The organism is Nonomuraea fastidiosa (assembly GCF_042751225.1).
Lineage (GTDB): Bacteria > Actinomycetota > Actinomycetes > Streptosporangiales > Streptosporangiaceae > Nonomuraea > Nonomuraea fastidiosa.
In genome coordinates this window covers 6,907,408-6,932,501 of record NZ_CP170570.1, presented here as the reverse complement: position 1 = coordinate 6,932,501, position 25,094 = coordinate 6,907,408, and the positions used below count along the sequence as shown (strand labels likewise).

The window sequence follows — 25,094 nt, the reverse complement described above, 5'->3', positions numbered from 1 at the left end:
TGGACCGCATGGAAGCCTTCAGGCGACGTGTCGGCGGTTTCGCCTACGGCGGCGACTACAACCCCGAGCAGTGGGACCGGGAGGTGTGGAAAGAGGACGTCCGGCTCATGCGGCAGGCGGGCGTCAACATCGTCAGCCTGGGCGTCTTCGCGTGGGCGTCGCTTGAGCCGGAGCCGGGCACGTACGAGTTCGGCTGGCTCGACGAGGTCATGGACCTGCTGCACGAGAACGGCATCAGCGTCAACCTGGCCACGCCCACGGCCGCGCCGCCCGTCTGGCTGACCCACCTGCACCCCGAGGTGTTCCCGATCAGGGAGGACGGCCAGCCGTTCGGGTTCGGCAACCGGCTGCACTACGACCCGTCGTCGCCGATCTACCGCGAGTACGCCGCGCGCATCACGACCAAGCTGGCCGAACGCTACTCGTTCCACCCGGCGCTGGCGATGTGGCACATCAGCAACGAGTACGGGCCCACGTCGTACGGCCCGGCCGCCTCGGTGGCCTTCCGCGAGTGGCTCAAGCGCAAGTACGGCACGCTGGACGCGCTCAACGAGGCGTGGACCACCCGCTTCTGGGGTCAGGTCTACACCGACTGGGAGCAGGTGGACGTACCGCACATCCCGCGTACGTGGATGAACCCCACCCGTCGCCTCGACTTCAAGCGCTTCACCTCCGACGCGCTGCTGGAGTGCTTCAAGGCCGAGCGGGACATCGTGCGCTCGTTCCGCGACGACATCCCGGTCATGACCAACTTCATGCGCTTCTTCCGCCACGCCGACTACTGGAAGTGGGCGCAGGAGGAGGACGCGGCCGCGCTCGACATCTACCCCGATCCGGCCGACGCCGGCTCGCACGTGTCGGCGGCCTTCAACTACGACCTGTTCCGCTCGCTCAAGGGCGGTCAGCCGTGGATGCTGATGGAGCAGGCGGCCAGCGCGGTCAGCCAGTGGAAGCTCAACGTCGTCAAGGAGCCGGGGCGGATGCGGCTCGGCTCGCTGCAGGCGGTCTCGCGGGCCGCCGACTCGGTGATGTTCTTCCAGTGGCGGGCCAGCAGGGGCGGGCAGGAGCGCTTCCACTCGGCGATGCTGCCCCACTCCGGGCCGGAGTCGCGGACGTTCAGGGAGGTCACCGACCTCGGGCGGGAGATGAAGCTGCTCGCGCCGGTCGCCGGCACCCGCTCGTCGGCCGACATCGCGATCCTGTTCGACTGGGACGGCTGGTGGGGCCTTGAGGAGGTCTTCGGCCTGCCGCGCAACGACTGGAGCTACACCGACACGGTGATGCGGCACTACACGCCGTTGTGGGAGCGGCATCACGCCGTGGACGTGGTGTCGGCCGCCTCCTCACTCGACGGGTACAAGGTGCTGGTGGTGCCGAACGCGTACCTGATCGACGACGCGGGCGTGGCCCGGATCGAGAAGTTCGCGCAGGACGGCGGCACCGTCATCATGTCGTTCTTCTCCGGCGTCGTGGACGCGAACAACCGGGTCAGGCCGGACGGCTACCCCGGTGCGTTCCGGCGGCTCATCGGCGCGAAGATCGACGAGTACTGGCCGGCGCGGCCGCACGAGTCGTTCACCGTGGAGTTCGCCGACGGGCGGCGCGCCGCCTCCACCTGGTGGCGCGAGGACCTGCACCTGGAGACGGGCACGGCCCTCGCCACGTACGCCGACGGGCTGCTGGCCGGGCGCGCGGCCGTGGTCGAGAACCGGTTCGGCGCCGGGCGGGTGGTGTACTTCGCGACGCTGCTGGAGCAGGAGGCGTTCGACGAGACGGTGGCGCGGGTCGTCGCCGAGTCGGGGGTGCGCTCCCGCTTCGAGGGCGTGCCTGCGCACGTGGAGTGCTCGGTGCGGGGCGATGACGCGTACGAGTACGTGTTCCTGCTCAACCACAGCGCCGAGTCGGGGGCGTCGGTGGCCGTGGACGTGAGCGGTACGGACCTGCTCACCGGGCGTCAGGTGTCCGGCGAGGTGGCGCTGGATCCGCTGGGCGCGGCGGTCGTTCAGGTCGCGCGCGGCTGACCAGGCGCTTCTGGTGCTTCCGGCCCCGGGGGGCTTCCCGCCTCCCGGGGCTTTCGCTTTCCGAGGTTGTCCGGATGGCTGGGGCCGGTGCGGGGCCGAGGCCGAGCGCCGGTGCCGGCGCTCAGCCGGGGTGTTGTGCGTACGTGACGGCGAGGTCCGCGACCGGGCGGTAGGCGGCCACCCGGTCGCGGGTCCAGCCGTCCCCGCCGAGGAGGGCTTGGTCGGTGACGATGCGGTAGATCAGCGCCCTGATCAGGAGCTGCCCCCACTCGGGCAGGTGCGCCCAGCGGGCGGCCAGGGCGGGGGCGGCGCCGTACCAGCACAGGGCATCGACGACCGTGATCGCCGACGCCCACGCGGCGGGCCGCCAGTAGACCGGCCAGTCGATGATCGCCGGGTGCAGGCCGGGGGCGAACAGCACGTTGCCCGCCAGGTCGCCGTGCACCGCCTGGGACGGCAGATCGATCGGGCGGCGAGCCCGTACGAGCGGCTCCAGCAGGCCCGCCGCGTCCAGCGTCACGGGCCGCTCCGCCCAGGCCACCCGATCCCCATGTGTCCAGGGATCGTCGCGGTCATCGAGGAAGGCGGGCCTCGGCAGGTGCGCGACGGCCGCGTGAAAGGCCGCGCCGGCGCGTAGTGCGTCGTCCGGCCTGCGTACATCCGGCTCCCCCGCCACCAGCCGGGACGCCTCCCAGCCCCGCACCACCCAACCGCCGCCGCTCGCTTGGATCGGCCGGGCGAGCCGGAACCGCGGCGATTCGGGCAGGGACGCCAGCACCTCGGCCCGCCAGAGCGTCTCCGGCAGGAAGGTGACCGGCTTGAGCACGACCGGCCCCGCCCGCCACGCCCCGCCCAGCCACACGGGCTCCCCCGCTCCCCCGAACGCGGTGACGATCTCAGCGGCCGGCGCGCCGTCAGGGACGGGAGTCACGCGACCACCGCCTCAACGGATGGCGCGGCCCCGGACACGCGAGGCGCACGGCCACGGGACGGCGCAACGTCGGCGGCGGGGGTCATGCGTCCGCCTTCAGCCAAGCATCCACGCCGGCCCGCATTTCGGCCTTGAGCGCCTCCGGGGCGAAGGAGGCGTCGATGCCGGCCCTGGCGAAGTCGGCCAGGTCGTGGTCGGTGTAGCCCAAGACGTCGCGGAGCCGGGCGTACTCGCCGGCCAGCGCGGTCTCCCCGTCCGTGTTGATCGTGACGGCGAGCCCGGCGGCGCGCAGCCGGGGCAGCGGGTGCTCGGCGAGCGACGGCACGAGCCCGAGCAGCACGTTGGAGGTGGGGCAGACCTCCAGCGGGATCCCGCGCTCGCGGACCTCGGCCACGAGACGGTCGTCGTCGAGGACCCTGATGCCGTGGCCGAGGCGCTCGGCGTGCCCGATGTCGAGCGCCTCGCGGATGCTGGCCGCCCCCGCCGCCTCCCCCGCGTGGTGCACGAGGTGCAGCCCGGTGTCCTTGGCCGCGTCGAGCACGGCGGCGAACGGCGCGAGCGGGTGGCTCTCGTCGCCGGCCAGCCCGATGCCGATCACCTCGTCGTGCCGGGTGGCCAGCTCGTACGTCCGCCACAGCCGCTCGATCGGCCGCCGCCTGGAGTGGTCGAGCAGCACCCGGCACTCGATGCCGTACCGCTCCCGCCCTTCGGCGAGCCCGTCGAGGACGGCCGCCAGCGGCATGTCCGGCTGCCCGACCCGCTCGCCGTGGGAGGCGGCGGTGAACGTCACTTCGGCGTACCTGGTGCCCTGGGCGGCCTCGTCGGCGCAGAACTCCAGCGCGACGCGGCGGAAGTGCTCGGCGGTGCGGAGCAGCGCGCGGATCTGGGCGCGGCGGTCGGCGAACTCCCTGAAGCTCCGGAACACCCCCTCGGGCAGGGGCTCGCCGCCCAGCTCGCGGACGGTCTCGGGACGGACGGTGCTCTCCAGGTGCACGTGCAGGTGGGCTTTGGGCAACGCGCGTACGTCTCTCACGTGCCACCACCCTAGGCAGCCGCCCGGCACGGGCGCACCGCATTATCTCCCCGAGAGGCCGGGTTCCGTCAGGGCCAGGTGCTGGCCTCGGCTTCGAAGACCGCGGGGTCGCTGTGCACGGGCAGCACGCACATGAGGTGGCCGCCAGGGACGCGTAGAGTACGGCACTCCCGCCAGCGTGACACCTCCTCCGCGCCCAGGCCGAGCAGGCGCCGGGTCTCCGCCTCGACGTCGTCGGTCTCGATGTCCACATGGAAGCGAGGGGCGTCGTCCACCGACTGGACAGCGACGATGAGGCCGGGCATGGCTCCGTGGAGGCTGATGAACTGCTCTTCACCAGGGAGCGGCCGGGCCGTGGCTCCGAGAGCCGCGGCCCAGAAGGCGGCGGCCGCCTCGGCCTCCGGGGTGGGGGTGTCGATGAGGAGGGCGTAGACGCGGCTGCGGTGCATGGTGATCACCCTAACGCCCGTCCGCCGGCTGGAACCTGCCCCGGCGCAGGGCCCGGGGCGCCGCAGAGCCCTGCACATGGCTGCTCCCGGCCTGCCCCGGTCGAGCGCCGCACCCATGACCTCTCGCGCCGCAACGGCGCGAGCCATCGCCCGCAACGGGCTCCACTCTCACCCGCGACGGACAGGCCAGGTCAGAGGGTGGTGCGCTTGGTCAGGCGCATCTTCGACTGCTTGTGCGGCCCGCGCTCCCAGTCCTCCATGAACGTGGCGTTGAACCCGTACGAGGTGGCCAGGCCGGCCAGCGTCTCGGTGCGGTAGTAGAAGTCCTCGCGCAATACGTGGTGTTCCTTGCCCTCGGTGCGGTCGAAGGTGAAGTCGAACCAGCCGCCCGGCTTCATCACCCGTCCCACGTGGGCGAAGCACTCCTCGATGACGTGCAGCGGCGAGTGCGAGAACACGCTGTGGGCGTGCACGACGTCGAAGTGCGCATCGGGCAGGAAGGCGAAGCGCAGGTCGCGTACGGGGGTCAGGTGGGGCAGCTTGTCGGCCAGCTTGTGCCGGACGATGGTGTCCTGGGCGGCGATGAGGATGTCGGGCGAGATGTCGATGCCGTAGTAGTTGCCGGTGTGCAGGTAGTCGATGAACAGGTGCCCGGCCCGCAGGTTGCCGCAGCCGATCTCCAGCAGGCGGCACTCGGGCTTGAGCCCGTGTTCGACGAGGTAGTCGAACTGCATGCGGCCCACCTCCAGCCAGCGCTTGTGGCTGTGCGAGCCGACCGCCCCTTCGGGGTCGCGGGCGGTGTCGGAGCGCATGACGGCTCGGTAGTAGGAGACGTGGTCCCGCGTGCGCAGCCTGAACCACGTGTCGCGGGCCAGCCGCCGCAGGTGAGGGACGATCTTTTCCGGATGCTTGATTGCGTACGTCGCTTGGTGGGCGAGGCTCGAACGGGCGCGTTTCACGCCACGGAATCTAGGCCGACGGCCCGGCCCTGAGAGCGCTGTGGCGTCACTCTTGATGACCCGTTTGCGCAGCCTTTCACACCGGAGGCGGCGGCGCTCAGCTCAGGTAGTCGCGCAGCGCCAGTGAGCGCGACGGGTGGCGGAGCTTGGACATGGTCTTGGCCTCGATCTGGCGGATGCGCTCGCGGGTGACGCCGTAGACGCGGCCGATCTCGTCGAGCGTCATCGGCTTGCCGTCGTTGAGGCCGTACCGCATGCTGATCACCCCCGCCTCCCGCTCGGTGAGCTGGTCGAGCAGCGCCCGGAGCTGCTGCTGGAGCAGCGTGAACGAGACCGCGTCGGCCGGGGAGACGGCCTCGGTGTCCTCGATCAGGTCGCCGAACTCGCTGTCGCCCTCGTCGCCGAGCGGCGTGTGCAGGGAGATCGGCTCGCGGCCGTACCCCTGGACCTCGATGACGCGATCGACGTCGAGCTCGCACTCCTTGGCGATCTCCTCGGGCGTGGGCTCGCGGCCGAGGTCGCTCGCCAGGCGGCGCTGCACCCGCGCGACCTTGTTGATCAGCTCCACCATGTGGACGGGGATGCGGATCGTGCGGGCCTGGTCGGCCATCGCCCTGGTGATCGCCTGCTTGATCCACCACGTGGCGTACGTGGAGAACTTGAAGCCGAGCCGGTAGTCGAACTTCTCGATCGTCCTGATCAGACCCAGGTTGCCCTCCTGGATGAGGTCGAGGAAGAGCATGCCGCGCCCGGTGTAGCGCTTGGCGATGGAGACCACCAGCCGCAGGTTGGCCTCCAGCATGCGCTGCTTGGCGCGTACGCCGTCCTCCGCGATCCATTCCAGGTCGGCCCGCAGGTCGTCGGGCAGGTCCGGCTCGGTGTCGAGCCGCTCCCTGGCGAACAGCCCGGCCTCGATCCGCTTGGCCAGGTCGATCTCCTGCTCTGCGGTGAGCAGCGGCACGCGGCCGATCTCCTTGAGATACGCCTTGACCGAGTCGGCCCCGACGGTCGTGACACCGTCGGCGGTGTTGTCGTCCAGTTCGAGAACCTCTGCTGCTTGGGACAAAACCCTCTCCTCGCTTGCGTGCACGGACGGCGTCCTAAACTTAGGTCGCACCTAACTGTAGGTTCTCTTGATCGAAGAGTCAACCTAAAATAAGGTCGAACCTAAGTTTTTATGTAAGACTGGAGCCATGAGCACCGACACCTTGGGTTTGAGAGAACAGAAGAAGCGTGAGACCAGGCAGGCCATCTCTGACCACGCTACCCAACTGTTCCTGGAACGTGGCTTCGACCGCACGACGATCGCCGACATCGCCGCGGCGGCGCGGGTCGCCAAGATGACCGTGACCAACTACTTCCCCCGTAAAGAGGACTTGGCGCTCGACCACCACGAGGAGTTCGTGGCCGGGCCCGCCTCGACGCTCGCCCGCCGCCCGGCCGGGGAGTCGGCGCTGGCCGCGATGCGGCGGGAGTATCTGGCCGCGATCGAACGCCACGACGCGATCATCGGCTTCACCGGGCCCGCCTTCGCCCGCATGATCGCCGAGAGCCCCACCCTGGTGGCGCGCCTGCGCGAGCTGCATGATCTGCGCGAGGAGGCGCTCGCCGAGCAGCTCGCCGCCGAGATGCCCGGCGACCCCGTCGGGGCGCGGGCGGTGGCGGCACAGCTCGCGGCGGCCGACCGGCTGATCTTCCGCGAGCTGCAGGCCCGCATGCTGACCGCCGAGGACGGCGACGACGCGGCGATCGACCGCATGGCCGCCGAGGTCACGGAGATCGCCCGCCGCGTCTTCGACCTCCTGGAGCCCTCACTCGGCACCCTGGCCATCCGCTGACCACCCCCTTCACCGGGCTGCGTTCGCCCGGCCCCGTTCGCCCGGCCCCGTTCGCCCGGCCGCGTTCCGCCGCCGGTCGCGTTCGCCCGGTCGCTTCGCCCGGCCTTTGGCCTGACCGCTTCGTCGGGCACGGCGGCCATCCGCCGACCGACCCTTGCTCGAACCCCCTACCCACGAGCACGCCGATACCCAGCGTGTCACCCGCCACCGACAATTCCGCGCGGGCCCAGGGGCGCTAGCGAGGCAAGCCGGGCGCCGCTGGCGGTGCACGCTGAAACGGCACAGGAGGAACGAGCCGGACAGCGCCGGGCAGGGTGGGGTGCGAGCGGCTCACGCCGAGCGACGCCGTCCGGGCGCGCCCAGAACGGCGCAGTGGAGCCGGCCGGGCGGCGCTAATGCGGCCGGCCGGGTTCTGCCTCGCGTAGCTCCTGGAGGGCCGCGCGTAGGTCGTCGGTCAGTTCCCAGGCGTCCGGCACCATGTCCCGATCGGTGACCACGCCGACGTCGAGCCATCCGTCGTAGGAGAAGGCGGTGATGTTGATGCCGCCGCTGACGTCGGTGATCACCGAGACGGGGTAGTTGCCGAGCAGCCGGACGCCGCACACGTACAGCGGGAACTGGGGTCCCGGCACGTTGGAGACGATCAGGTTGATGGGCGGCGCGGCCTGGCCGACCAGGCCGAACGCCGAACGCGCGGCGAGTCCCATGAGCGCGGCCGGCATCGACTCGCTGAACTCGCGCAGCCAGCGCGCGGGCGCGAGCGAGAAGCGGTCCTTGATGCGGTGCATGGACTGCCGTACGTGGTGCAGCCGCTCCACCGGGTCGGCGAGGTGCACGGCGAGCGGCGCCGTCATGATGGCCACCTGGTTGCCCGGCCCCGAGCCCTCGCCGGACCGCCCAGCGCCCTCCCCCGAGCGCTCCGAGCCCTCCCCCGACCGGCCCGTGCCCTCGCCCGGCCGCACCGAGAACGGCACTCCGGCCACCAGCGGCCGGGCCTGGCACGCCGCCGTGCGCGGCCAGCCACCGGCGCAGCGCGCCCGCGCACACCGCCATCACGACGTCGTTGACCGTGACCCCGAACGCCTTGCGCACCTGCTTGATCTCCTCCAAGGGCAGCGAGACGAAGGCGTAGCGCCGGTGCGCGGAGACGGGCCCGCTGAACGGCGTCCTGGGCGCGGGCAGCACCGGCAGGTCGGGGGCGTGGCCCTCACCGGCGAGGCGGCGGGCGATCCCGGAGACGAGGGCGGCCCCGGGCAGCCGGGACACGACGGGGATCTCGTCGAGGTGAGGGACGGCGTCGGCGGCGAACCGCACGGCGTGGGCCGGGTTGGTGGCCAGCCGGGCCAGGCCGCGCGCCACCATCTCGGCGAGGCCGGGCGGCGGCTGGTCGTGCTCGGGTTCGACGGGTGGCGGGGGCGCGGGTTCGGGGGTGACGTCGAGCAGGGCGGCCAGTACGTCGGCGCCGCCGATCCCGTCCACGGCGGCGTGGTGGATCTTGGTGTAGAGGGCCGTGCGGTCGCCGGGCAGGCCGTGGATCAGGTAGATCTCCCACAGCGGGCGGCCGCGGTCGAGGCGGCGGGAGTGCAGGCGGGCGACCTGCTCGGCGAGCTGCCGGTCGTCGCCGGGCGGGGGCAGGCCGATCTCGCGTACGTGGTAGTCGAGGTCGAGATCGTCCTCCTCCTGCCAGTACGGGTGGTCGAGCCCGAGGGGCACGGGGGCGAGCTTGCGCCGCAGCGCGGGCACGTACGGCAGCCGCCGCTGCAGCAGGTCCTGCAGGTCGGCGCGGAGCAGGTGGCCGTCGAGCACGGCCAGGCCGGCGATGTTGGCGACGTTGGTGACGGTCTCGAAGTGCAGGAACTGCGCGTCGAGTGCGGAAAGCTGCGGCATCGTCCCACCTCCGCCCCGAACGCAATCAGAGCACACCGGTCACTTCAAGAGCGGCCGGAACCCCTTCGACTCACAGCTGCCCGCGTACGGGCCGGGCACGCCACCCCGTCTCCTGAAGGGACGAAAGATACTGGCGAGTCAAGATCGCACGATTGAGGTCGCGCCAGGTGAGCATCTAGATATCATGCCTTTCCCCATCAAAGAGGTACGCGCCGCGTACCCCGCGCTCTCCGACGGCCACGCCTATCTCGACGGCGCCGCCGGCACCCAGGTCCCTCAGTCCGTGATCGACGCCATCGCCACCGCCTACCGGACGGGGATCGGCAACGTGGGCGGCGCCTTCCCGGCCAGCCACCGCTCCGACGCGATCGTGGCCGCCTGCCGCGCCGCCGTCGCCGACCTGGTGGGCGGCCGTCCCGAAGGCGTCATCCTCGGGCCCAACATGACGACGCTCACGTACCGGCTGTCGAAGGCCATCGCCGGTCCCGGCGACGAGGTGGTGGTCTCGCGGCTCGACCACGACGCGAACGTGCGGCCGTGGACGCAGACCGGCGCCACGGTGCGGTGGGCCGAGGTCGACCCGGTCACCGGCGAGCTGCCGGTCGAGCAGTACGCCGACCTGATCAACGAGCGGACACGGGTGGTCGCGGTCACGGCGGCGAGCAACATCCTCGGCACCCGCCCCGACGTGCCCGCCATCGCCGAGCTGGCGCACCGGGCCGGGGCGCTGGTGTACGTGGACGGCGTGCACGCCACCCCGCACGGCCCGGTGGACATGCGGGCGCTGGGCGCCGACTTCTACGCCACGAGCGCGTACAAGTGGGCGGGGCCCCACATCGGCGCGGTCGTCGCGGATCCCGAGCTGCTGGAGACGCTGAGGCCGGACAAGCTCGCGTCGTCGCCGGACACGGTGCCGGAGCGGTTCGAGACCGGCACGGCGGCCTTCGCCGACCTGGACGGCGTGACGGCCGCCGTGGACCACCTGGCCGCCATGGTGCCCGGCACCGGCACCCGCCGCGAGCGCCTGCTGGCCTCGATGGCCGCCGCGGAGGAGCACGAGCTGGAGCTGTTCGCCGAGATGCTGGCGGGCCTGGAGTCCATGCCGCACGTCACGCTGTACGGCAAGCCCGCGCGGCGGACGGCGACGGCCTACTTCAACGTGGCCGGGCACACCCCGCGCCAGGTGGCCGAGCACCTGGCCAAGCTGGGGGTGAACGTCTGGAACGGCCACAACTACGCCTGGGAGCTGACCGGCGCGCTCGGCATCCGCGACTCGGGCGGCGCGGTGCGGGCGGGCCTGGTGCACTACAACGACGCATCGGACGTGGAGCGCCTGCTGGACGGCGTGGCCAAGCTGCGCTGAAAGGCGGTGCCGAAGCGGCGGCTCGGCCATCCAGGAAGGGGCGGCTCAGGCGGCGTCGGCGGCCGAGGGCTGCTCGTACACCGGCAGGCGGATCACGAACCGCGCGCCTGACGGGCAGTCCTCGACCGTCAGCGAGCCGCCGTGCGCCACGCACGTCTCGCGGCTGACGGCCAGCCCGAGCCCGCTGCCGCCGGGATCGAGGCGCAGCCCCTCCTCCAGGCGGACGAACGGCTCGAAGATCCGCTCGCGGTCCTCGGGCGGGATGCCCTCGCCGTCGTCCTGCACGACCAGGACGGCCTGCCGGTCCGAGCGCGCGACGGAGACGTCGATGCAGGTGCGGGCGTGCCGGCGCGCGTTGGCCAGGAGGTTGTCGAGCACGCGCAGGAGCTGCACCCGCGAGCCCATCACGGTGGGGCGGCCTGATCGGTGCAGCCGGATGTCGATGCCGGAGCGGGGCAGCGCCGCGAGCTCCTCCTCCACCAGCTCGACCAGGTCGAGCTGCTGGTGGGCCGCCATGCCCGAGTTCTTGACCCGGGTGTAGGCGAGCAGGTCGTCGATGATGGCCTGGAGGCGTTCGGTGGTGCGCAGCGTCAGCCGCAGGGCCGAGCGCGGCTCCACCTCGTCGGGGTACATAAGCGCCTCCTCCAGCTGCACGTGCAGGGCGGAGACGGGGGCGCGCAGCTCGTGGGAGACGAGAGAGGCGAAGCGGCGCTGCGCGGACACCGCCTTCTCCAGCCGGTCGAGGTAGAGGTTGGAGGTGCGGGCGAACTCGGCGATCTCGTCGTCGCCCGGGGCCGCGGGGACCCGGAGGCTGAGGTCGCTCGCGGTGGCCTCGCGCATGGTGGCGCTGATCTCCTGCACCGGGCGGAGCGTGCGGCCGACCACCATCCACGTGGCCCAGGCCGCCACAGCGGAGGCGATCAGCACCGCGGTGCCGAAGCCGATCTCCAGGTAGGGCGTGGCAAGTGCGGGCGGCATCAGCCTGCCGCCGAGGACGAAGTGCTCCTCGCCGCCGAACAGCGTCTGTGCGACCCTGCCGTCGAGCCGCAGCACCGCCACCATGAGGCACGGCCCCTCCCCGGGGCAGGCCACGGCGTCCTTGAGACGCGCATCGGGCGGCGGGCGGACGGTGGTCAGCGGCGGGATGCGCAACCCGGAGCCGTTGCCCGCCACCAGCTCGCCCCGCGCGTTGATGAGCTGCAAATAGTCGCTGCGCACGCTCGGCGTGGGCCGCGGTATCTGGCCGGGCACCATCTGGTTCGCCCAGCCCACGACGTCCCTGCCGCAGGTCCTCGTAGACGTCCTTGGAGATGCTGTTGCGGATGCCGAGCACGGCGAGGGCGGCGACCACCGAGAGGATCACCAGGAACAGCACCCCGACCCAGCACGTGTAGCGCGCGCGGATCGACCGGGGGTACGGCCATCGCCATCCCGTCCCGCTCAGCCTCATGCGACCTCCTCTGCCCGCCCCCAGCCGGAGCAGGCTTCGGTGGAACGGTCGGTAGGCTCCTTCCGTCATGGTCCCGTCATGGTCGTGGCAGGTGTTCGAGCAGGAGCAGCGCGATGTCGTCGCCGCGCTGCTCGGCGGCGGGCGCCTGGTCGAGCAGGGTCTCTCCGAGCAGGTGCAGGGGCTGCTGCCCCGCCTTGGTCAGGTAAGCGGCCAGGCGGGCGATGGCGTCGTCCAGGTGCACGCCCGGTGCCTCGATGAGGCCGTCGGTGTACAGCGCGAGGATCGCGCCGGGCGAGAACGGCACCTGCAAGGTGGGATACTCCGCGTCCGGGTCGATGCCGAGCAGCGGGCCCGGCGGTACCTCCACGGGTTCCGCGGCGCCGCCGGGAGCCCGCAGCAGGGGCGGCGGATGGCCGGCGTTGGCGATGGAGAACGCGCGCAGCCGCAGGTCCAGGTGGAGCAGCACGCAGCTGGTGAACAGGTCGGTGTCCAGGTAGAGCAGCAGCCGGTTGGCGTTGCGCAGCACCGTGCCCGGATCGGCCTCGGGGTCGGTGGCGGAGGCGTGGATGGCGGTGCGCACCTGCCCCATGAGCGCGGCGGCCGACAGGTTGTGTCCCTGCACGTCGCCGATGACCGCCACGGCGGCGTGGTCGTGCAGGCGGATGAGGTCGTAGAAGTCGCCGCCGACGCCGACGCCCCGCGTGGCGGGCACGTAGCGGGCGGCCGCCTCCAGGTCCTCGATGTCGGGCAGGCGGCGCGGCAGCAGGCTCGTCTGCAGGCAGTGGGCGGCCTGGTCCTTGGCCTCGTACAGCAGGGCGCGGTCGAGCGCCTGGGCCATCAGCCCGGCCAGGGAGGTGAGCGTGGTGCGCTCGGCCCCGCTGAACGGGTGGGGCTGCTCGAAGGCCACCACGCAGGTGCCGGCCAGCCGGTCGGGCAGCGACAGCGGCAGGAACGCCCACGCCTCCATGTCGTCGGCGTCCAGCGCGGGCTTGTAGACCTCGCCCATCTCCTCGCGGTCGCCGTAGAACCTGGCCTCGCCGGTCCGCATGACCCGGCCGGTCATGGTGAGGCAGTCCACCGGCATCCCGTTCAGCCGCTCGACGAACGTACGGCTGAACCCGTGCGAGCCGAGCACCCGCAGCCTGCCGCCCTCGGCGATGAAGACCGCCATGGAGTGCACGCCGCACACCGCCATCATGTGGTCGGTGACCACCTCGATGACCTGCCGCACGGTGAGCGCCCTGGTCAGGGTGGCGGCCAGGTGCAGCAGCTCGTGCAGGTGGTGCGGCTGCGGATGCGCCGAGCTGTCGGCCAGCGGCAGCTTGCCGGTGGACACGAGGTGCAGGCTGACGCCCGTCGGGTCGGGGTGCAGGCGGGCCTCGACCGTGACGCCGCCCGGCGTGCCGAGCAGGCAGGTGGTGGGCTGCTGGCTGACCACGGCGTGCCGGAAGCGCTCTTTGAAGACGGGGCCGCGCAGCCAGTCCACCGCGTCCCACAGCACGCGGCCGAGCAGCGTGCCGTGGGAGGCGCCGCCGAGCATCTCGGCGGCCGGGTCGTTGAGGTAGGTGATGTGGCCGTACAGGTCGAGCGAGACGCAGCCGTCGCGCAGCCGGTCGGCGAAGCCGAAGGCGGCGGGTGTGCGCGCCCCCTCAGAGGGCCGCGACGGCAGCGGGGTCAGCGTGCGCGGCTGCGGGGTGACCGGGGGCCGCTGGTCGTCCCCCGCCGACTCCTTCAGCACCTCTTCCATACGGCGGGTGGCCTCGTCGATGACCTCCAGCTCGTACGAGCCGAGCCGCGGCTGCCGCGACGACGACCACATGAGCACCCAGGAGCCGACCACCCGGTCGTCGATCCTGAGCGGCGTGGCCAGCACGGAGAAGTGATACGGCACGAGGAAGGCCATGGCCGGGAAGCGGCGGGCCAGCTCCTCCAGGTCGGGCACCCACACCCGTTCCCTGCGCCGCACGGCGACGGTGGCGGGGACGCCGGCCTCGGCGCGCAGCCTGCTCCACTGGCCGACCATCGGGCCCGGCAGTCCCATCTGGGACTGCATGAGCAGCACCTCGCCGGCCGCGTCGAGCAGATAGAGCATGGCGATGTGGGCCCCGGTCTCCCGTGCGGCGCGCACGAGCGTCTCGTCCATTTCCGAGGTGGCCGGGGGCCCGGCCGGCCGGAGCCGGTGAGACGCGGTGAGCCACTCGGTCCCGCGCGACAGCATCGGCTCCTCACGCCTCCCTACGCGAGCCATACGGTCACGGTATCTACCGCTTTAGCCCGATAGGTGATTACTTGTCGTAATCTGACCGGTTACCGAGACGTGGATGGCGGTTGTCAGACCTTTCCATGACGATGCCCGCCGGCCGGTCCGGCGGGCGGGCGTCGAAGCCCTGGCCGCGGGCTATTCCGCGAGGCTGCCGCAGGTAAAGCCCTTCTCCCTGTCGGGCGGAAACATCTGCACCTCGGTCAGGATCGTGCTCTCGGAGAACTTGCGGAAGGTCAGCGCCCTGTCGCAGTCGTAGATGGCGTAGCCGCCCTCGTGCTCGCCGAGCACCATCATCCAGCGGCTGTCGTACAGGGGCTTGCCGCTGCTGTCCTGGAGCTTGGCCCATTGCGTCTGGAAGCCGACGGCGTCGAGCAGGGCGGTGGACTCGCCCTTCTCCAGCACGTTGATCGCGCCGTAGATCATCTGGATCATGAGGACGTAGCCGAGTCCGATCCCGGTGAGCGCGCCGACCAGCACCTTCAGGCCCGCCCTGCCCACAGGCCTGCGGCGCAGCAGCCGGAACGGCACCACGTACGCCACCACGCCGAGACCGGCCGCGAGCAGCACGTCGCCCGCCTCGACACTGATCTTGGCGGTGGGGTCGTCGCCCGACAGCGCTGTCATGAAGTACATGAAGCCCAGGTACGAGGCGCCGGCCCAGGCGGCGGCGATCACCGCGACGATCCACGGCTGCCGGCGCACCTTCTGCACGATCCGGCCGGCCCAGCCGCGGGTGATCACGTTGAGCAGCCAGCCCAGGCTGACGGCGAGGCCGAGGGCGATCGCGCCCAGGATCAGCAGCGGCAGGATCGTGCCCAGCAACCGGCCGAGCAGCACGGCCTGGTCGATGCCGGCCTGCTCGGGCGTGATGCCGAAGATCGCGTACATGGCCTGGTAGCCCATGTAGAGCAGCGCGTACAGGGTCACGCCGAGCGGGACGAGGACGGAGCCGGCCTTTTCCAGCAGGTCGATGACGCCGACCTTCTCCTCGGCCTCCGGCTCAGGGGCTTCGGATGCTAAGTCCGAAATATGAGTATCCGCAGGGTGAGCGGCATAGGACGGAGAAGTCATGGCCGGAGCATAGAGGATGGACTCTCCGCACAACGCCGTTTTCACGCTGTGAGGGACAAGTCCGTCATAGTAGTGATCACAGCTTCGCGCCCTCGCAGCGCTGTCTCGCTCACGCCGGCCCGTGCGCCGCCCGCTCCTTCGCCGAGGCGGGCCCTTGACCGCGTAGCCGTTTGGCTGGACGCTCGAAGGCACCCGGCTTGATCGACGGATCTTCCCCGGCTGGCCGCGCGACCACGTCCGAGGTGGATCACGCCGTGAGCACCATGCCGCGCGAAGAGGGTGAAGGTCGCATGACCATCGCGGAAGAGCTGCTCCTGCTCGCCTACGACAAGGAAGGCCGGCCGGACGTCACCATGACCTGGCTGGATCCCGCGATCGCCGCCGCCGTCCTGGCCGAGCTGGTCGTGCACGGCCGGGTGGAGATGTCGGGCAGGAGGCTGCGCGTTCGCGACCAGAGCCGGCTCGGCGAGGACGAGCTGGACGCCGCGCTGACCCTCATGGGCGCCAAGAGCAGGCGGCCCGTGTCGTGCGTCCAGCTCCTGGAACGGCACGGCCTACGGCGGCGGCTGCTGACCCGGCTGGTGACGGGCGGGGTGCTGGCCGAGACGCGCGGCAAGGCGCTCGGCTTCTTCCCCGTCAAGCGGTGGCCGGAGGCGCGTCCTGGCGGGCGGGCCGAGATCAGGGCGCGGGTGGCGGCGGTGCTGGGCGGCGCGGAGCCCGACCCCCGTACGGGGACGCTCATCGCGATCCTGCACGCCGACCGGTACACCCGCACGTTCTTCCCCGGCTACGACGACCGGCGCTACAAGGAGGTCGCCGAGGGCGGCTGGGCGGCCGAGCCGGTGATCCGCACGGTGGGCGTCATCGCCGACGCCGCACTGTACGCCATGGCCGGCGAGTGACCGCTGCTCCCAACCGGCTTCTCCCCTGACGGCCGCACTCCACCGGCTTCTCCCCTTACGGCGCACCGGTCAGTAGCTGGGCGGGGTCGCCGCGACGAGGAAGTCGGCGGGCTCGTCGCCCGGGTTGATGTAGCGGTGCGGGAGCGTGGAGTCGAAGTAGCAGCTGTCCCCCTCCTCCAGCAGGTGCTCGGTCCCCGCCACCTCGACCACGAGCCGCCCGCGCAGCACGAGCACGCACTCCTCCGACGGGTGCGTCCACGGCTCGGCGGCCGACGCGCCGCCGGGCAGCAGGTGGCCTTCGAGCACCTCCAGGCGGCCATGGCCGGGCGAGACGCGCGTGTAGGAGATCCCGCAGGCCGGCGACTTGACCAGCATCCGCCCGCCGCGCCGCACCACGGCCACGGCCTCGGCGTCGGGCTCCTTGAACAGGTCGAACAGTGGCAGGTCCAGCACCTTGGCGATCTTCCGCAGCGTCTCCAGGCTGGGGTCGGCGAGGTCGCGCTCGACCTGGCTGATGAGCCCGCTGGACACGCCGGTGGCGGCGGCGAGCTGGGCGAGGGTCAGCCCGCGTTCCGTGCGGAGCTGCCGGATCCTGGCACCGATCACCCGGCGATCCTACCGTCGTTCAACCACATTGAACGGCTATTGACCTGGTTGAAATCTCCTGGATAAGGTGCCCGAAATGTCGTACATGTTGAACGCCTCCCAGTTCCGGGCCGAGTTCCCCTCTCTGGCCGACTGCGTGCACCTCGCGAGCTGCAGCCAGGGCGCGCTGTCGTCGCGGCTGGCGTACGCGCTGCAGGAGATCGGCCACTCGCTGCGTGTGGAGGGCGCCCCGTGGGGGACGTGGATGGCGCAGGTCGAGCGGGCCAGGGAGCGTTTCGCCCGGTTGATCGGCGCCGAGCCCGGCGAGGTGGCCGTGCTGTCGTGCGCCTCGGAGGCCGCATACCAGGCCGCCTCCTCGCTCGACTGGTCGCGGCGGCCCGGCATCGTCACCACCGACCTGGAGTTCCCATCCATCGCGCACGTCTGGCTGGCGCAGGGTCAGCGCGGCGCGCGGGTGCGGGTGGTGGCCGACAGCGGCGAACACGTGGCGGCGGAGGCGTACGAGGAGCTGATCGACGAGAGCGTCGGCCTGGTGTCGGTGCCGCTGCACACCTACCGCAACGGCGCCCGCCTGCCGGTCGAGGACGTCGTGCGGCTGGCGCACGAGCAGGGCTCGCGGGTCTTCGTGGACGCCTACCAGGCCGCCGGGGTGACCCCGATCGACGTGCGCGAGCTGGGCTGCGACTACCTCGCGTCGGGCTCGCTCAAGTACCTGCTGGGCCTGCCCGGCATCGCCTTCCTGTACGTGCGCGGCGGGCTCGAGCAGCAGCGCGAGCCGGAGCTGACCGGGTGGTTCGGCCGCAGGCAGCCGTTCGCGTTCGACCCCCGGCTGCTCGACTTCCCCGCCGACGCCCGCCGTTTCGAGACCGGCACGCCGCCCATCCCGTCGGCGTACGCCGCCAACGCCGGCCTCGACCTGATCGAGCGCATCGACCTGCACGACGTGCGGCGGCACGTGTCCGGGCTGGTGGAGGAGCTGGCCGAGCGGCTGACCGCGGAGGGCGTGCGGGTGGCGAGCCCGGCGGGCGCGCGCGGCCCGCAGGTGGCCATCGCCGACCAGGCCCCCGACCGGCTGGCCGCCGCGCTCGCCGAGCGCCGCATCTGGACGGCGCCGCGCGGCGACCTGCTGCGGCTGTCGTTCCACTACTACAACGACCGCTCCGATGTGGACGCGGCCGTCGAAGCCATCAGCTCCTATCGGAGGAGCTGACCACCCCCCTACCGAGAGGCACCCGCCGTGGACGACCCCGCGACCCCCAACGCACCCGGCCTGCAGCGCCGGCTGACCGGCCGTCAGCTCACGATGATCGGGCTCGGCGGCGCCATCGGCACCGGGCTCTTCCTCGGCTCCAGCCTGGCGATCTCGCAGGCGGGCCCGGCGACGATCGTGGCGTACGTCATCTGCGCCGCGGTCGCCATGGTGATCGGCTGGTCGCTGGCCGAGATGGTGGTGGTACACCCCGAGGCGGGCGCGTTCGGGGTCATCGCCCACCGCTATCTGGGGCCGTGGGCCGGGTTCGTGGTGCGGTGGACGTACTGGACGATCCAGGTCATCGCGATCGGCGGCGAGGTGATCGCGGCCGGGATCTACGTGCAGTTCTGGTGGCCGTCGCTGCCGCTGTGGCTGCCGGTCGCGGTCTTCTCGCTCGTCGTGCTGGCGGTGAACGCGGCCGCGGTGCGGCTGTTCGGCGAGATCGAGTACTGGTTCGCGATGATCAAAGTGGTGGCGATCATCGTGTTCGTCCTGCTCGGCCTGGTGCTGGTGACGGTCGGCCTGCCCAGCGCGGACGCCACGGGCCTCGCCAACCTGACCGCGCACGGCGGCTTCCTGCCGAACGGGATGAGCGGGCTGTTCCTCGCCATGGTGTTCGTGCTGTTCAGCTACATCGGCACCGAGGTCGTGTCGGTCACCGCCGCCGAGTCGGAGGACCCCGTACGCGACATCCCGCGCGCCGCCCGCCGCATGATCACCCGGCTCGCGCTCTTCTACGTGGTGGCCATCGCGATCGTGCTCACCGTGGTGCCGTGGCCGGTGACGGCGCAGGGCGGCTCGGTCACCGAGAGCCCGTTCGTCACCGTGTTCTCGGCCGCCGGAGTCCCCGCCGCGGCGACCATCATGAACTTCGTGGTGCTCACCGCCGCGCTGTCCAGCGCCAACACCAACCTCTACCTGACCACCCGGATGATGCACTCCCTGGCCGCCAACGGCTACGCCCCTCGCTGGACGGGACGGCTGAGCCGGGCGGGTGTGCCGCGCAACGCGCTCGCGCTGTCGGCGCTCGGCCTGGCGCTCGCGGCCGGGGTGTCGGCGGCCAGCGAGAGCGGCGCGTACCTGGCGCTGTTCGGCGTGTCGGTGTTCGGCGCGCTGGTGGTGTGGCTGCTCATCCTGGCCACCCACCAGGCGTTCCGCCGCAAGCGCGCCGCCCAGGGGCTGCCGCCGTCGCCGGTGCGGCTCTGGGGCGCGCCCGTGACGTCGGGCGTGGTGATGGTGTTCCTTGCCGCGGTGATCGTCTCGACGCTGTTCATCGAGCCGCTGCGGCCTGCCTGGTGGGCGGGCGTCCCGTTCTTCGTGATCGTCAGCGCGGCGTACGTGATCGCCTCCCGCCGGGCCCGAACGGGTGTGCGCGGCATCGGGTGAAGTGCCCGGCATGCATGTGTACTTCCTCTGAGGACGACGCGGCCCGCCCCGCCCTGCCACGGGCGCGGCTGAGCGCATCCGCGTCAGCTCTGACCTTTCCTCGCTCGTGGTGGCCGCCCTGCGCGTGACCGGCGTGGACGTGACCGTCTCGGCCGGCGACCGGCTGGGCGTGGCCGGCGAGAACGGCCGTGGCAGTTCACTCTGCTGCAGGTGCTCGCAAGCAGGCTCGCACCGGACGCGGGCATCGTGCACCGCGCGGGCACCATCGGGGTCGCCGACGGCCGCCTGCCTGCTCGGCGCCGGGCACGACCTGCTGCTGCTCGACGAGCCGACCAACCATCTCGACGCCGCCGGGCTCGGCCCCGCGGCCGGCAGGCGCCGCGCGGGGCCGCCCCCGCTCCTCACCCCGGCCCACCCGTGCTCGCCGTCACGACGCGTGCCGACCCACCCGAAAGGATTGCGTGACGCTGCTCCCCGAGTGACCCGCGGCGGGCCGTTCAGGCACCGGCACGGAGGCCCGCCGATGCCACGCGGCGGGCCGTTCGGGCACCGGCACGGAGACCGGCCGATGCCGAGTTTTGCTGAAGTTTCGCCTGATTTCAGGTTCTTTGCCCCCTTTGAGGGCAGGCGGGCGGCGATGGGTCGGCCTTCACAGACGCGGCCTCGGGGAAGGAAAACTCGATCATGGCGAACAAGATGGGAATCGCCTGCGCCTTGCTGGCCGGGTACTACCTCGGGCGGCGACGGAAGCTGCGCACGGCGGCGTTCCTGGCGGCGGCCGGGCTTGCGGGAAAGGCCTCAGGGAACGGCGGGCTGCTGTCGCTGGGGCTGAAGGCGCTGGGCTCATCGGCCGATATCGGCAAGCTCACCGAGCAGGTCAAGGGCGGCCTGCTGGAGGCCGGTAAGGCCGCGGCGAGCAGACAGGTCGACTCCCTGAGCGACAAGCTCCATGAACGTGCCGAGCAGCTCAAGACACCGGCCACCGCCGAGGGCGGGGACGAGCCCACCGAGGGCGCGGACCAGCCCGCCGAGGGCGCGGACGGCACCGGCCCCACCGACGAGTCCTCCTCGGACGGCGAGCCCGAGAGCGATACCGGCGACGAGGCCGGGGATCAGGACGAGACCGAGCGAGAGCCTGCTGGGCAGGAACGGGCGCGACGGCAGCCGCGTACCATCCGGCGGACCTCCGTGCGGAGGTGAGCACAGGTGGCTGAGGAACGAGCGGGAGCGGGCCGCCCCACAGTACGGCGGTTGACGCGTACGGCAGGTAAGGCCGCGGGCGCGGGCAAGCGTGCGGTCAGCGGGCTCGGCAAGGCCGCCGGTGCGGCGAAGCAAGGCACGACGGGCAAGGCCGCGAGCGCCGCCAAGGAAGGCACGGAGAAGACGTCGGCCGCAGGCAAGGTCACGCGGACGGCGACCGGCACGGCCACTCGGGCCGCCGGTACGGCGAAGGGCGCCACGAAGGGCCCGGTGAAGGGCGCCGCAGATGCGGCCAAGCAGGCGACGGGCGCCGCCGCCGGCGCCGCCGAGCAGGCCACCGACACCGCCAAGGGCGCCACCGGCGCGGCCGAAGGCGCGACGGACACCGCCAAAGGCGCGACCGAAGGCGTCACCGACACCGCCAAAGGTGCGGCTGAAGGCGTCACGGACACCGCCAAGGGCGCTACCGGCGCGGCCGGAAAGGTCGCGGGAGCCGCCAAGGGCGTGACGGGCGCCGCCAAGGGTGTCACCGGCGCCGCCAAGGGAGCCGCGGGCACGGCGGCGGGAGCGGTCAAGGGCGTCGGCAAGGACTTCCTCGCCGCGCTGCCGACCGAGCGGCTCGCCGACGAGGCGAAGAACCTCATGCACGCCGCGCTGAACCGCGCGGTATCCAAGGCGGGCGACAAGCTCGAGGGCCTCACCGGCCGCCTCACCGACTACGCCGAGCACGGCGGCAAGGGCCTGCTGAGCGCGGTGACCGGCAAGGGCGGCTCGGGTTCAGACGACGGAGGCGGCTCGGGCAGCGTCCTGGGCGGAGTGCTGAAGGGCGGTGTCAAGGGCGGGCTGCAGAGCATCATGCAGAAGATCACCGGAGGCGGCAAAGGCGGTAAGGGCGGCTTCGAGAAGGTCACCAACATCGTCGAGACGATCGACATCGGTGCGCCCCGCCGCCTGGTGTACGACCAGTGGACGCAGTTCCAGGACTTCCCGTCGTTCATGAAGAAAGTGGAGAACGTCAAGCAGGAGTCCGACGAGAAGCTCACCTGGAAGGCGCAGGTCTTCTGGTCGCACCGGAGCTGGACGGCGAGCATCGTCGAGCAGATCCCCGACCAGCGGATCATCTGGCGGTCCGAGGGGCCGAAGGGTCATGTGGACGGCGCGGTGACGTTCCACGAGCTGAGCGACGACCTGACGCGGGTACTGGTGGTGCTGGAGTACCACCCGCAGGGGCTGTTCGAACGGACCGGCAATCTGTGGCGGGCGCAGGGCCGCCGCGTACGGCTCGAGCTCAAGCACTTCCGCCGCCACGTCAATGCGCACCTGCTGCTGCACCCGGAGGACGTCGGCGAGGGCTGGCGCGGCGAGATCCGCGACGGCGAGGTGGTCAAGGACCACGAGACGGCGATGGAAGAGGAACGCGCGGCTCAGGCCGAGGAAGAGGAAGAAGAGCCAGAAGAGTACGAGGAGGAAGAGGGCGAAGAGCCGGAGGAGGGCGAGGAGCCCGCCGAGCAGGAGCCCGGGGAGGAGGCAGAACTGGAAGAGGAGGAAGCGGAAGAGGCCGAAGAGGAGCCGGAAGGAGGCGAATACGAGGAGGAAGAAGGCGAAGGCGAGGAGCGAAGCCGCTGAAAGGCGGCCGGACCGATCGGCCCATGACGGGCCCGCGCCTCGCCGCCACACGTGCCCGCCTCCGGCTCAGCGGCCCGGAGGCGGGCACTCCCCTGTTCCGGCACACCTGGCACGTTGAACGCACGCACGCTCGGCGGCACCGGCCGGCGCGGGCAGCACCTCGCCCGGCGGCGGGCTGACCCGTCACTTGAGGACTCAGCCGAGCCGGTCGCGCAGCCACTTCGGGTCGGGGTTGACGTGCGGCTCGCCCGCCAGCACCACGGTCGGGACGGTCTCGTCGCCGCCGGTGATCCCCCGCACCGCCGCCGCGCCCTTCGGGTCGCGCCAGATGTCCACCCAGTACGCCCGCCGGGCGGCGCGGCCGAACCGGAACCTGAGGCGCATGCAGTACCGGCAGCCCGGACGCCAGTAGACGATCGCCCGCCCGTCGGCCGCGCTGCGCCGCCGCGCCTCCTCAGCGCCGACCGGCCTGGGGAACGCCAGCGGCGAGATCACGAAGCCGAGCGCGGCGTACACCACCAGCACCGCGGCCGCCGCCACGAGACCGCCCCTCGCGGCCGTCCACGCCGCGAGCACCACCCCGATCGCCGCCAGCAGGCCCGGTGCCATCCATCTGCGCCTCACGATCAGGCAAGCTATCGGAACGCCTCTCGCACCTGCGCTCCGGGGCCGTGTCAGCCGATCCTCCGCCGCTTCCAACGGCGTCAGCCGGTCCCCGGCGCCGGCCGATCGCGTCAGCCGCTCCCCGGCGCAGGCCGGCCGCGTCGACCGCTCCCCGGCGTCTTCGGCCGCGTCAGCCGGAAGACCGGCGCGGGATGCAGGCGAGTTCGGCGAGCGCGTCGTCCACCGACTCCGCCACCTCGATCCCGGCCCGCTCACCGGCGTGCCCATGGCCGGCGATGCCGTCCCCTGGGATCACGATCAGCCGTCCATCGGACACCCTGGCGTGCCGCGCCGCCGACCGCAGGACGTCGCGCCCGTGCTCGTCCACCGCCGCCAGCTCGCGCAGATCGACCACGATCAGCGGCGGGATCCGCGCCACCAGCGCATTGACCAGGTACTGCTGCAGGATCAGGCACGCCACCCCCTCAAGCCGCCCGGTCAGGGACAGCAGGACGACCTCCTCCTGCCTGTCGAGCCGGATGTCGAAGTCCGGAGCGCTCTCGTGGATGCCAGGTTCTGAGGGGTGCATGACAAGGGTCCCAGCGTGGACGTACGAGGAAGATCTGCGCCGACCAGATCACCTATCGCGACCATAACAGTCCATTGCGTAACGCAACGATCGGACGGCACGGAAAGTGACCGAAAAGCAGCAGAAGCGTAAGCCCGTCCGCCATCGCACTAGTCTGGCTCCAGAGCCGCCGGACTGACAGAGGTGCGCCGCCGATGCGCGAGATCGACCCGCACATCCACGTCGAGCAGAAGGTGCTGCAATCCGGTGCCGCCTTCCGCAACGTGATCGCCTCGACGCTGGGCCGCGTCCCCGACGCGCCGTCCGTGGTGACCTCCGGCTGCGGGCTTCAGGTGCCGTACGCGATGACCTCGCCCCACCCCGAGCGCGTCACCTGCCTGCCGTGCAGGGAGCACGCCCACCGCGAGCACCTCCGCCTCGCCGAGCAGGTCGAACGGCTGAGCGGCATGCCCGGCTCGCCGATCCCGGACGAGCAGACCGCGCAGATGGTGCAGTGGGCCCGCGACCGCGCTCAGCGATTCGCCTCCGGCTAGCGCCCCTCCCATCGAGGCGGCGGTTCGGGTTGCGCTGGGAGTGAAGCGGGCCGGTTCCGCCTGCCTCGATGGGCCAGGATGAGGGCATGCGGACACTTGTTCTGGGTGGCACGAGGTTTCTGTCGAGGGAGATCGCGCGGCAGGCACGCGATCGCGGGCACGAGGTGGTGTGCGCGGCGCGCGGCCAGGCGGGCGACCCGCCGCAGGGGGTGGAGTTCGTCCGCGTCGATCGCGCGCAGGACGGCGGCCTGTCGCCCTTGGACGGCTCGTTCGACCTGGTGATCGACGTCGCCAGGCAGCCGAGCATGGTCCGCAGGGCGGTCGCCGAGCTGGCGGGGCGCGCCGGGCACTGGACGCTGATCTCCTCGTGCAGCGTCTACGCCGAGACCCACGAGGCCAACCAGGTGCTGCACGAGCCGCTCGCGCCGGGCGCCGACGAGAGCGCCCCGGAGAACTACGGGCCGGCGAAGGTGACGTGCGAGCAGATCGCCGGTGACGCGGCGCTGATCGTCCGCGCCGGGCTGATCGTGGGCCCGGAGGACGGGTCCGACCGGTTCACCTATTGGGTGGATCGGCTGGCGCGCGGCGGGCCCGTGCTGGCTCCCGGCTCCCCTGACGACCTGGTGCAGCTCATCGACGTACGCGACGTGGCCGCCTGGACGCTCGACGCCGCCGAGAAGGGGCTCGCCGGGCCGTACGACGTGATGTCCAGCCCGTTCACCAGGGGCGAGATGCTGGCCGGCATCGCCGAGGGGTTGTCGGTGCGGCCCGAGCTGGTCTGGGCCGACCAGGCGTTCCTCACCGAGCACAAGGTGGCGCCGTGGATGGGTCCGCGGTCGCTGCCGCTGTGGCTGCCGCTGCCGGAATACGCCGGTTTCATGGCCCGCGACGTCTCGGCCACGCTGGACGCCGGGCTGCGCATCCGCCCGGTCGCCGACACCGCGCGCGACACGCTCGCCTGGCTGCGCGACTCCGGTCACCAGGTCACCAAATCCGGCCTCACCGCCGAGGAGGAGGCCGAGCTGCTCCGCCTCCTCACCTGATCCCCGGGCGCGCGCCGATCGGTGCGTCATGCCCGGGACATCCCCGACGCTTGGCGGGCGATCTCGGTGCCGGGAATCGTCAGGATGGC

The 25,094-nt window shown here is 71.8% G+C and carries 21 protein-coding genes and 2 pseudogenes; 10 read left to right on the top strand and 13 right to left on the bottom strand.

Going from position 1 to position 25,094, the window contains the following annotated elements:
* The first annotated feature begins 8 nt into the window (after positions 1–8).
* The gene (locus ACFMQL_RS31745; protein ID WP_364052669.1) at positions 9–2,021 is read left to right on the top strand and encodes a beta-galactosidase; all 2,013 of its coding nucleotides are present in this window, start codon (positions 9–11) and stop codon (positions 2,019–2,021) included.
* A 121-nt stretch (positions 2,022–2,142) separates the two neighbouring features.
* On the opposite strand, the gene ACFMQL_RS31740 is transcribed toward ACFMQL_RS31745, so the two are convergent.
* The 5 genes and pseudogenes from ACFMQL_RS31740 to ACFMQL_RS31720 all read right to left on the bottom strand — a co-directional run.
* Complete coding sequence (locus ACFMQL_RS31740; protein WP_378788430.1) at positions 2,143–2,952, bottom strand: TIGR02569 family protein; 810 nt, start codon at positions 2,950–2,952, stop codon at positions 2,143–2,145.
* Between the two features lie 82 nt (positions 2,953–3,034).
* Positions 3,035–3,985 carry an adenosine deaminase gene (gene add / locus ACFMQL_RS31735; protein ID WP_364052675.1) on the bottom strand — a complete coding sequence of 317 codons (951 nt, stop codon included), beginning with the start codon at positions 3,983–3,985 and terminating at the stop codon, positions 3,035–3,037.
* A gap of 68 nt (positions 3,986–4,053) precedes the next feature.
* On the bottom strand, positions 4,054–4,434 hold the full coding sequence (locus ACFMQL_RS31730) for a VOC family protein (RefSeq protein ID WP_378788428.1): 381 nt from the start codon (positions 4,432–4,434) through the stop codon (positions 4,054–4,056).
* Positions 4,435–4,625: 191 nt separating this feature from the next.
* A complete protein-coding gene (locus ACFMQL_RS31725) occupies positions 4,626–5,393 on the bottom strand; it encodes a class I SAM-dependent methyltransferase (protein WP_364052681.1) in 768 nt (255 codons plus the stop codon).
* A gap of 97 nt (positions 5,394–5,490) precedes the next feature.
* Positions 5,491–6,429: pseudogene (locus tag ACFMQL_RS31720) on the bottom strand (RNA polymerase sigma factor); the annotation flags it as partial.
* Positions 6,430–6,586: 157 nt separating this feature from the next.
* On the opposite strand from ACFMQL_RS31720, the gene ACFMQL_RS31715 reads away from it, so the two are divergent.
* On the top strand, positions 6,587–7,231 hold the full coding sequence (locus ACFMQL_RS31715; protein WP_364052687.1) for a TetR family transcriptional regulator: 645 nt from the start codon (positions 6,587–6,589) through the stop codon (positions 7,229–7,231).
* A gap of 392 nt (positions 7,232–7,623) precedes the next feature.
* Here ACFMQL_RS31715 and ACFMQL_RS31710 read toward each other — a convergent pair whose 3' ends face one another.
* Together ACFMQL_RS31710 and ACFMQL_RS31705 are read right to left on the bottom strand one after the other, a co-directional pair.
* The gene (locus tag ACFMQL_RS31710; protein ID WP_378788426.1) at positions 7,624–8,205 is read right to left on the bottom strand and encodes a WSD1 family O-acyltransferase; all 582 of its coding nucleotides are present in this window, start codon (positions 8,203–8,205) and stop codon (positions 7,624–7,626) included.
* Positions 8,206–8,344: 139 nt separating this feature from the next.
* A pseudogene (locus tag ACFMQL_RS31705) lies at positions 8,345–9,118 on the bottom strand (wax ester/triacylglycerol synthase domain-containing protein); the annotation flags it as partial.
* 184 nt (positions 9,119–9,302) lie between these two features.
* Between ACFMQL_RS31705 and ACFMQL_RS31700 the strand changes: the two are divergent.
* Positions 9,303–10,481: a cysteine desulfurase-like protein gene (locus tag ACFMQL_RS31700; RefSeq protein ID WP_364052693.1), complete on the top strand. Its 1,179-nt coding sequence runs from the start codon at positions 9,303–9,305 to the stop codon at positions 10,479–10,481.
* 45 nt (positions 10,482–10,526) lie between these two features.
* Here the strand turns inward: ACFMQL_RS31700 and ACFMQL_RS31695 are convergent, their stop codons facing one another.
* The 3 genes from ACFMQL_RS31695 to ACFMQL_RS31685 all read right to left on the bottom strand — a co-directional run bounded on the left by ACFMQL_RS31695 (position 10,527) and on the right by ACFMQL_RS31685 (position 15,265).
* On the bottom strand, positions 10,527–11,699 hold the full coding sequence (locus ACFMQL_RS31695; protein WP_378788424.1) for a sensor histidine kinase: 1,173 nt from the start codon (positions 11,697–11,699) through the stop codon (positions 10,527–10,529).
* Between the two features lie 308 nt (positions 11,700–12,007).
* Positions 12,008–14,179: a SpoIIE family protein phosphatase gene (locus tag ACFMQL_RS31690; protein ID WP_378788422.1), complete on the bottom strand. Its 2,172-nt coding sequence runs from the start codon at positions 14,177–14,179 to the stop codon at positions 12,008–12,010.
* A 150-nt stretch (positions 14,180–14,329) separates the two neighbouring features.
* Positions 14,330–15,265 carry a hypothetical protein gene (locus ACFMQL_RS31685; RefSeq protein ID WP_364052702.1) on the bottom strand — a complete coding sequence of 312 codons (936 nt, stop codon included), beginning with the start codon at positions 15,263–15,265 and terminating at the stop codon, positions 14,330–14,332.
* 290 nt (positions 15,266–15,555) lie between these two features.
* On the opposite strand from ACFMQL_RS31685, the gene ACFMQL_RS31680 reads away from it, so the two are divergent.
* On the top strand, positions 15,556–16,167 hold the full coding sequence (locus ACFMQL_RS31680; RefSeq protein ID WP_378788420.1) for a GPP34 family phosphoprotein: 612 nt from the start codon (positions 15,556–15,558) through the stop codon (positions 16,165–16,167).
* A 69-nt stretch (positions 16,168–16,236) separates the two neighbouring features.
* Here the strand turns inward: ACFMQL_RS31680 and ACFMQL_RS31675 are convergent, their stop codons facing one another.
* Positions 16,237–16,773, bottom strand: coding sequence for a helix-turn-helix domain-containing protein (locus ACFMQL_RS31675; protein ID WP_378788418.1), 537 nt, complete (start codon positions 16,771–16,773; stop codon positions 16,237–16,239).
* Between the two features lie 76 nt (positions 16,774–16,849).
* Between ACFMQL_RS31675 and ACFMQL_RS31670 the strand changes: the two genes are divergently transcribed.
* The 4 genes from ACFMQL_RS31670 (at position 16,850) to ACFMQL_RS31655 (ending at position 22,237) form a co-directional block, all read left to right on the top strand.
* Entirely contained in the window at positions 16,850–17,983 is a 1,134-nt protein-coding gene (locus tag ACFMQL_RS31670; protein ID WP_378788416.1) for an aminotransferase class V-fold PLP-dependent enzyme, read from the top strand.
* A 27-nt stretch (positions 17,984–18,010) separates the two neighbouring features.
* The gene (locus ACFMQL_RS31665) at positions 18,011–19,411 is read left to right on the top strand and encodes an amino acid permease (protein ID WP_364052714.1); all 1,401 of its coding nucleotides are present in this window, start codon (positions 18,011–18,013) and stop codon (positions 19,409–19,411) included.
* A 684-nt stretch (positions 19,412–20,095) separates the two neighbouring features.
* Positions 20,096–20,611: a hypothetical protein gene (locus ACFMQL_RS31660; protein ID WP_378788414.1), complete on the top strand. Its 516-nt coding sequence runs from the start codon at positions 20,096–20,098 to the stop codon at positions 20,609–20,611.
* Positions 20,612–20,662: 51 nt separating this feature from the next.
* Positions 20,663–22,237, top strand: a complete 1,575-nt coding sequence (locus tag ACFMQL_RS31655; RefSeq protein WP_364052717.1) for an SRPBCC family protein — start codon at positions 20,663–20,665, stop codon at positions 22,235–22,237.
* Positions 22,238–22,432: 195 nt separating this feature from the next.
* Here the strand turns inward: ACFMQL_RS31655 and ACFMQL_RS31650 are convergent, their stop codons facing one another.
* Together ACFMQL_RS31650 and ACFMQL_RS31645 are read right to left on the bottom strand one after the other, a co-directional pair.
* Positions 22,433–22,846: a glutaredoxin domain-containing protein gene (locus ACFMQL_RS31650; protein ID WP_378788412.1), complete on the bottom strand. Its 414-nt coding sequence runs from the start codon at positions 22,844–22,846 to the stop codon at positions 22,433–22,435.
* A gap of 184 nt (positions 22,847–23,030) precedes the next feature.
* Positions 23,031–23,429 carry an STAS domain-containing protein gene (locus ACFMQL_RS31645; protein ID WP_378788411.1) on the bottom strand — a complete coding sequence of 133 codons (399 nt, stop codon included), beginning with the start codon at positions 23,427–23,429 and terminating at the stop codon, positions 23,031–23,033.
* 194 nt (positions 23,430–23,623) lie between these two features.
* Between ACFMQL_RS31645 and ACFMQL_RS31640 the strand changes: the two genes are divergently transcribed.
* On the top strand, positions 23,624–23,962 hold the full coding sequence (locus tag ACFMQL_RS31640) for a hypothetical protein (RefSeq protein ID WP_364052726.1): 339 nt from the start codon (positions 23,624–23,626) through the stop codon (positions 23,960–23,962).
* A gap of 86 nt (positions 23,963–24,048) precedes the next feature.
* A complete protein-coding gene (locus tag ACFMQL_RS31635; protein ID WP_364052729.1) occupies positions 24,049–25,005 on the top strand; it encodes an NAD-dependent epimerase/dehydratase family protein in 957 nt (318 codons plus the stop codon).
* Positions 25,006–25,094: the final 89 nt, after the last annotated feature.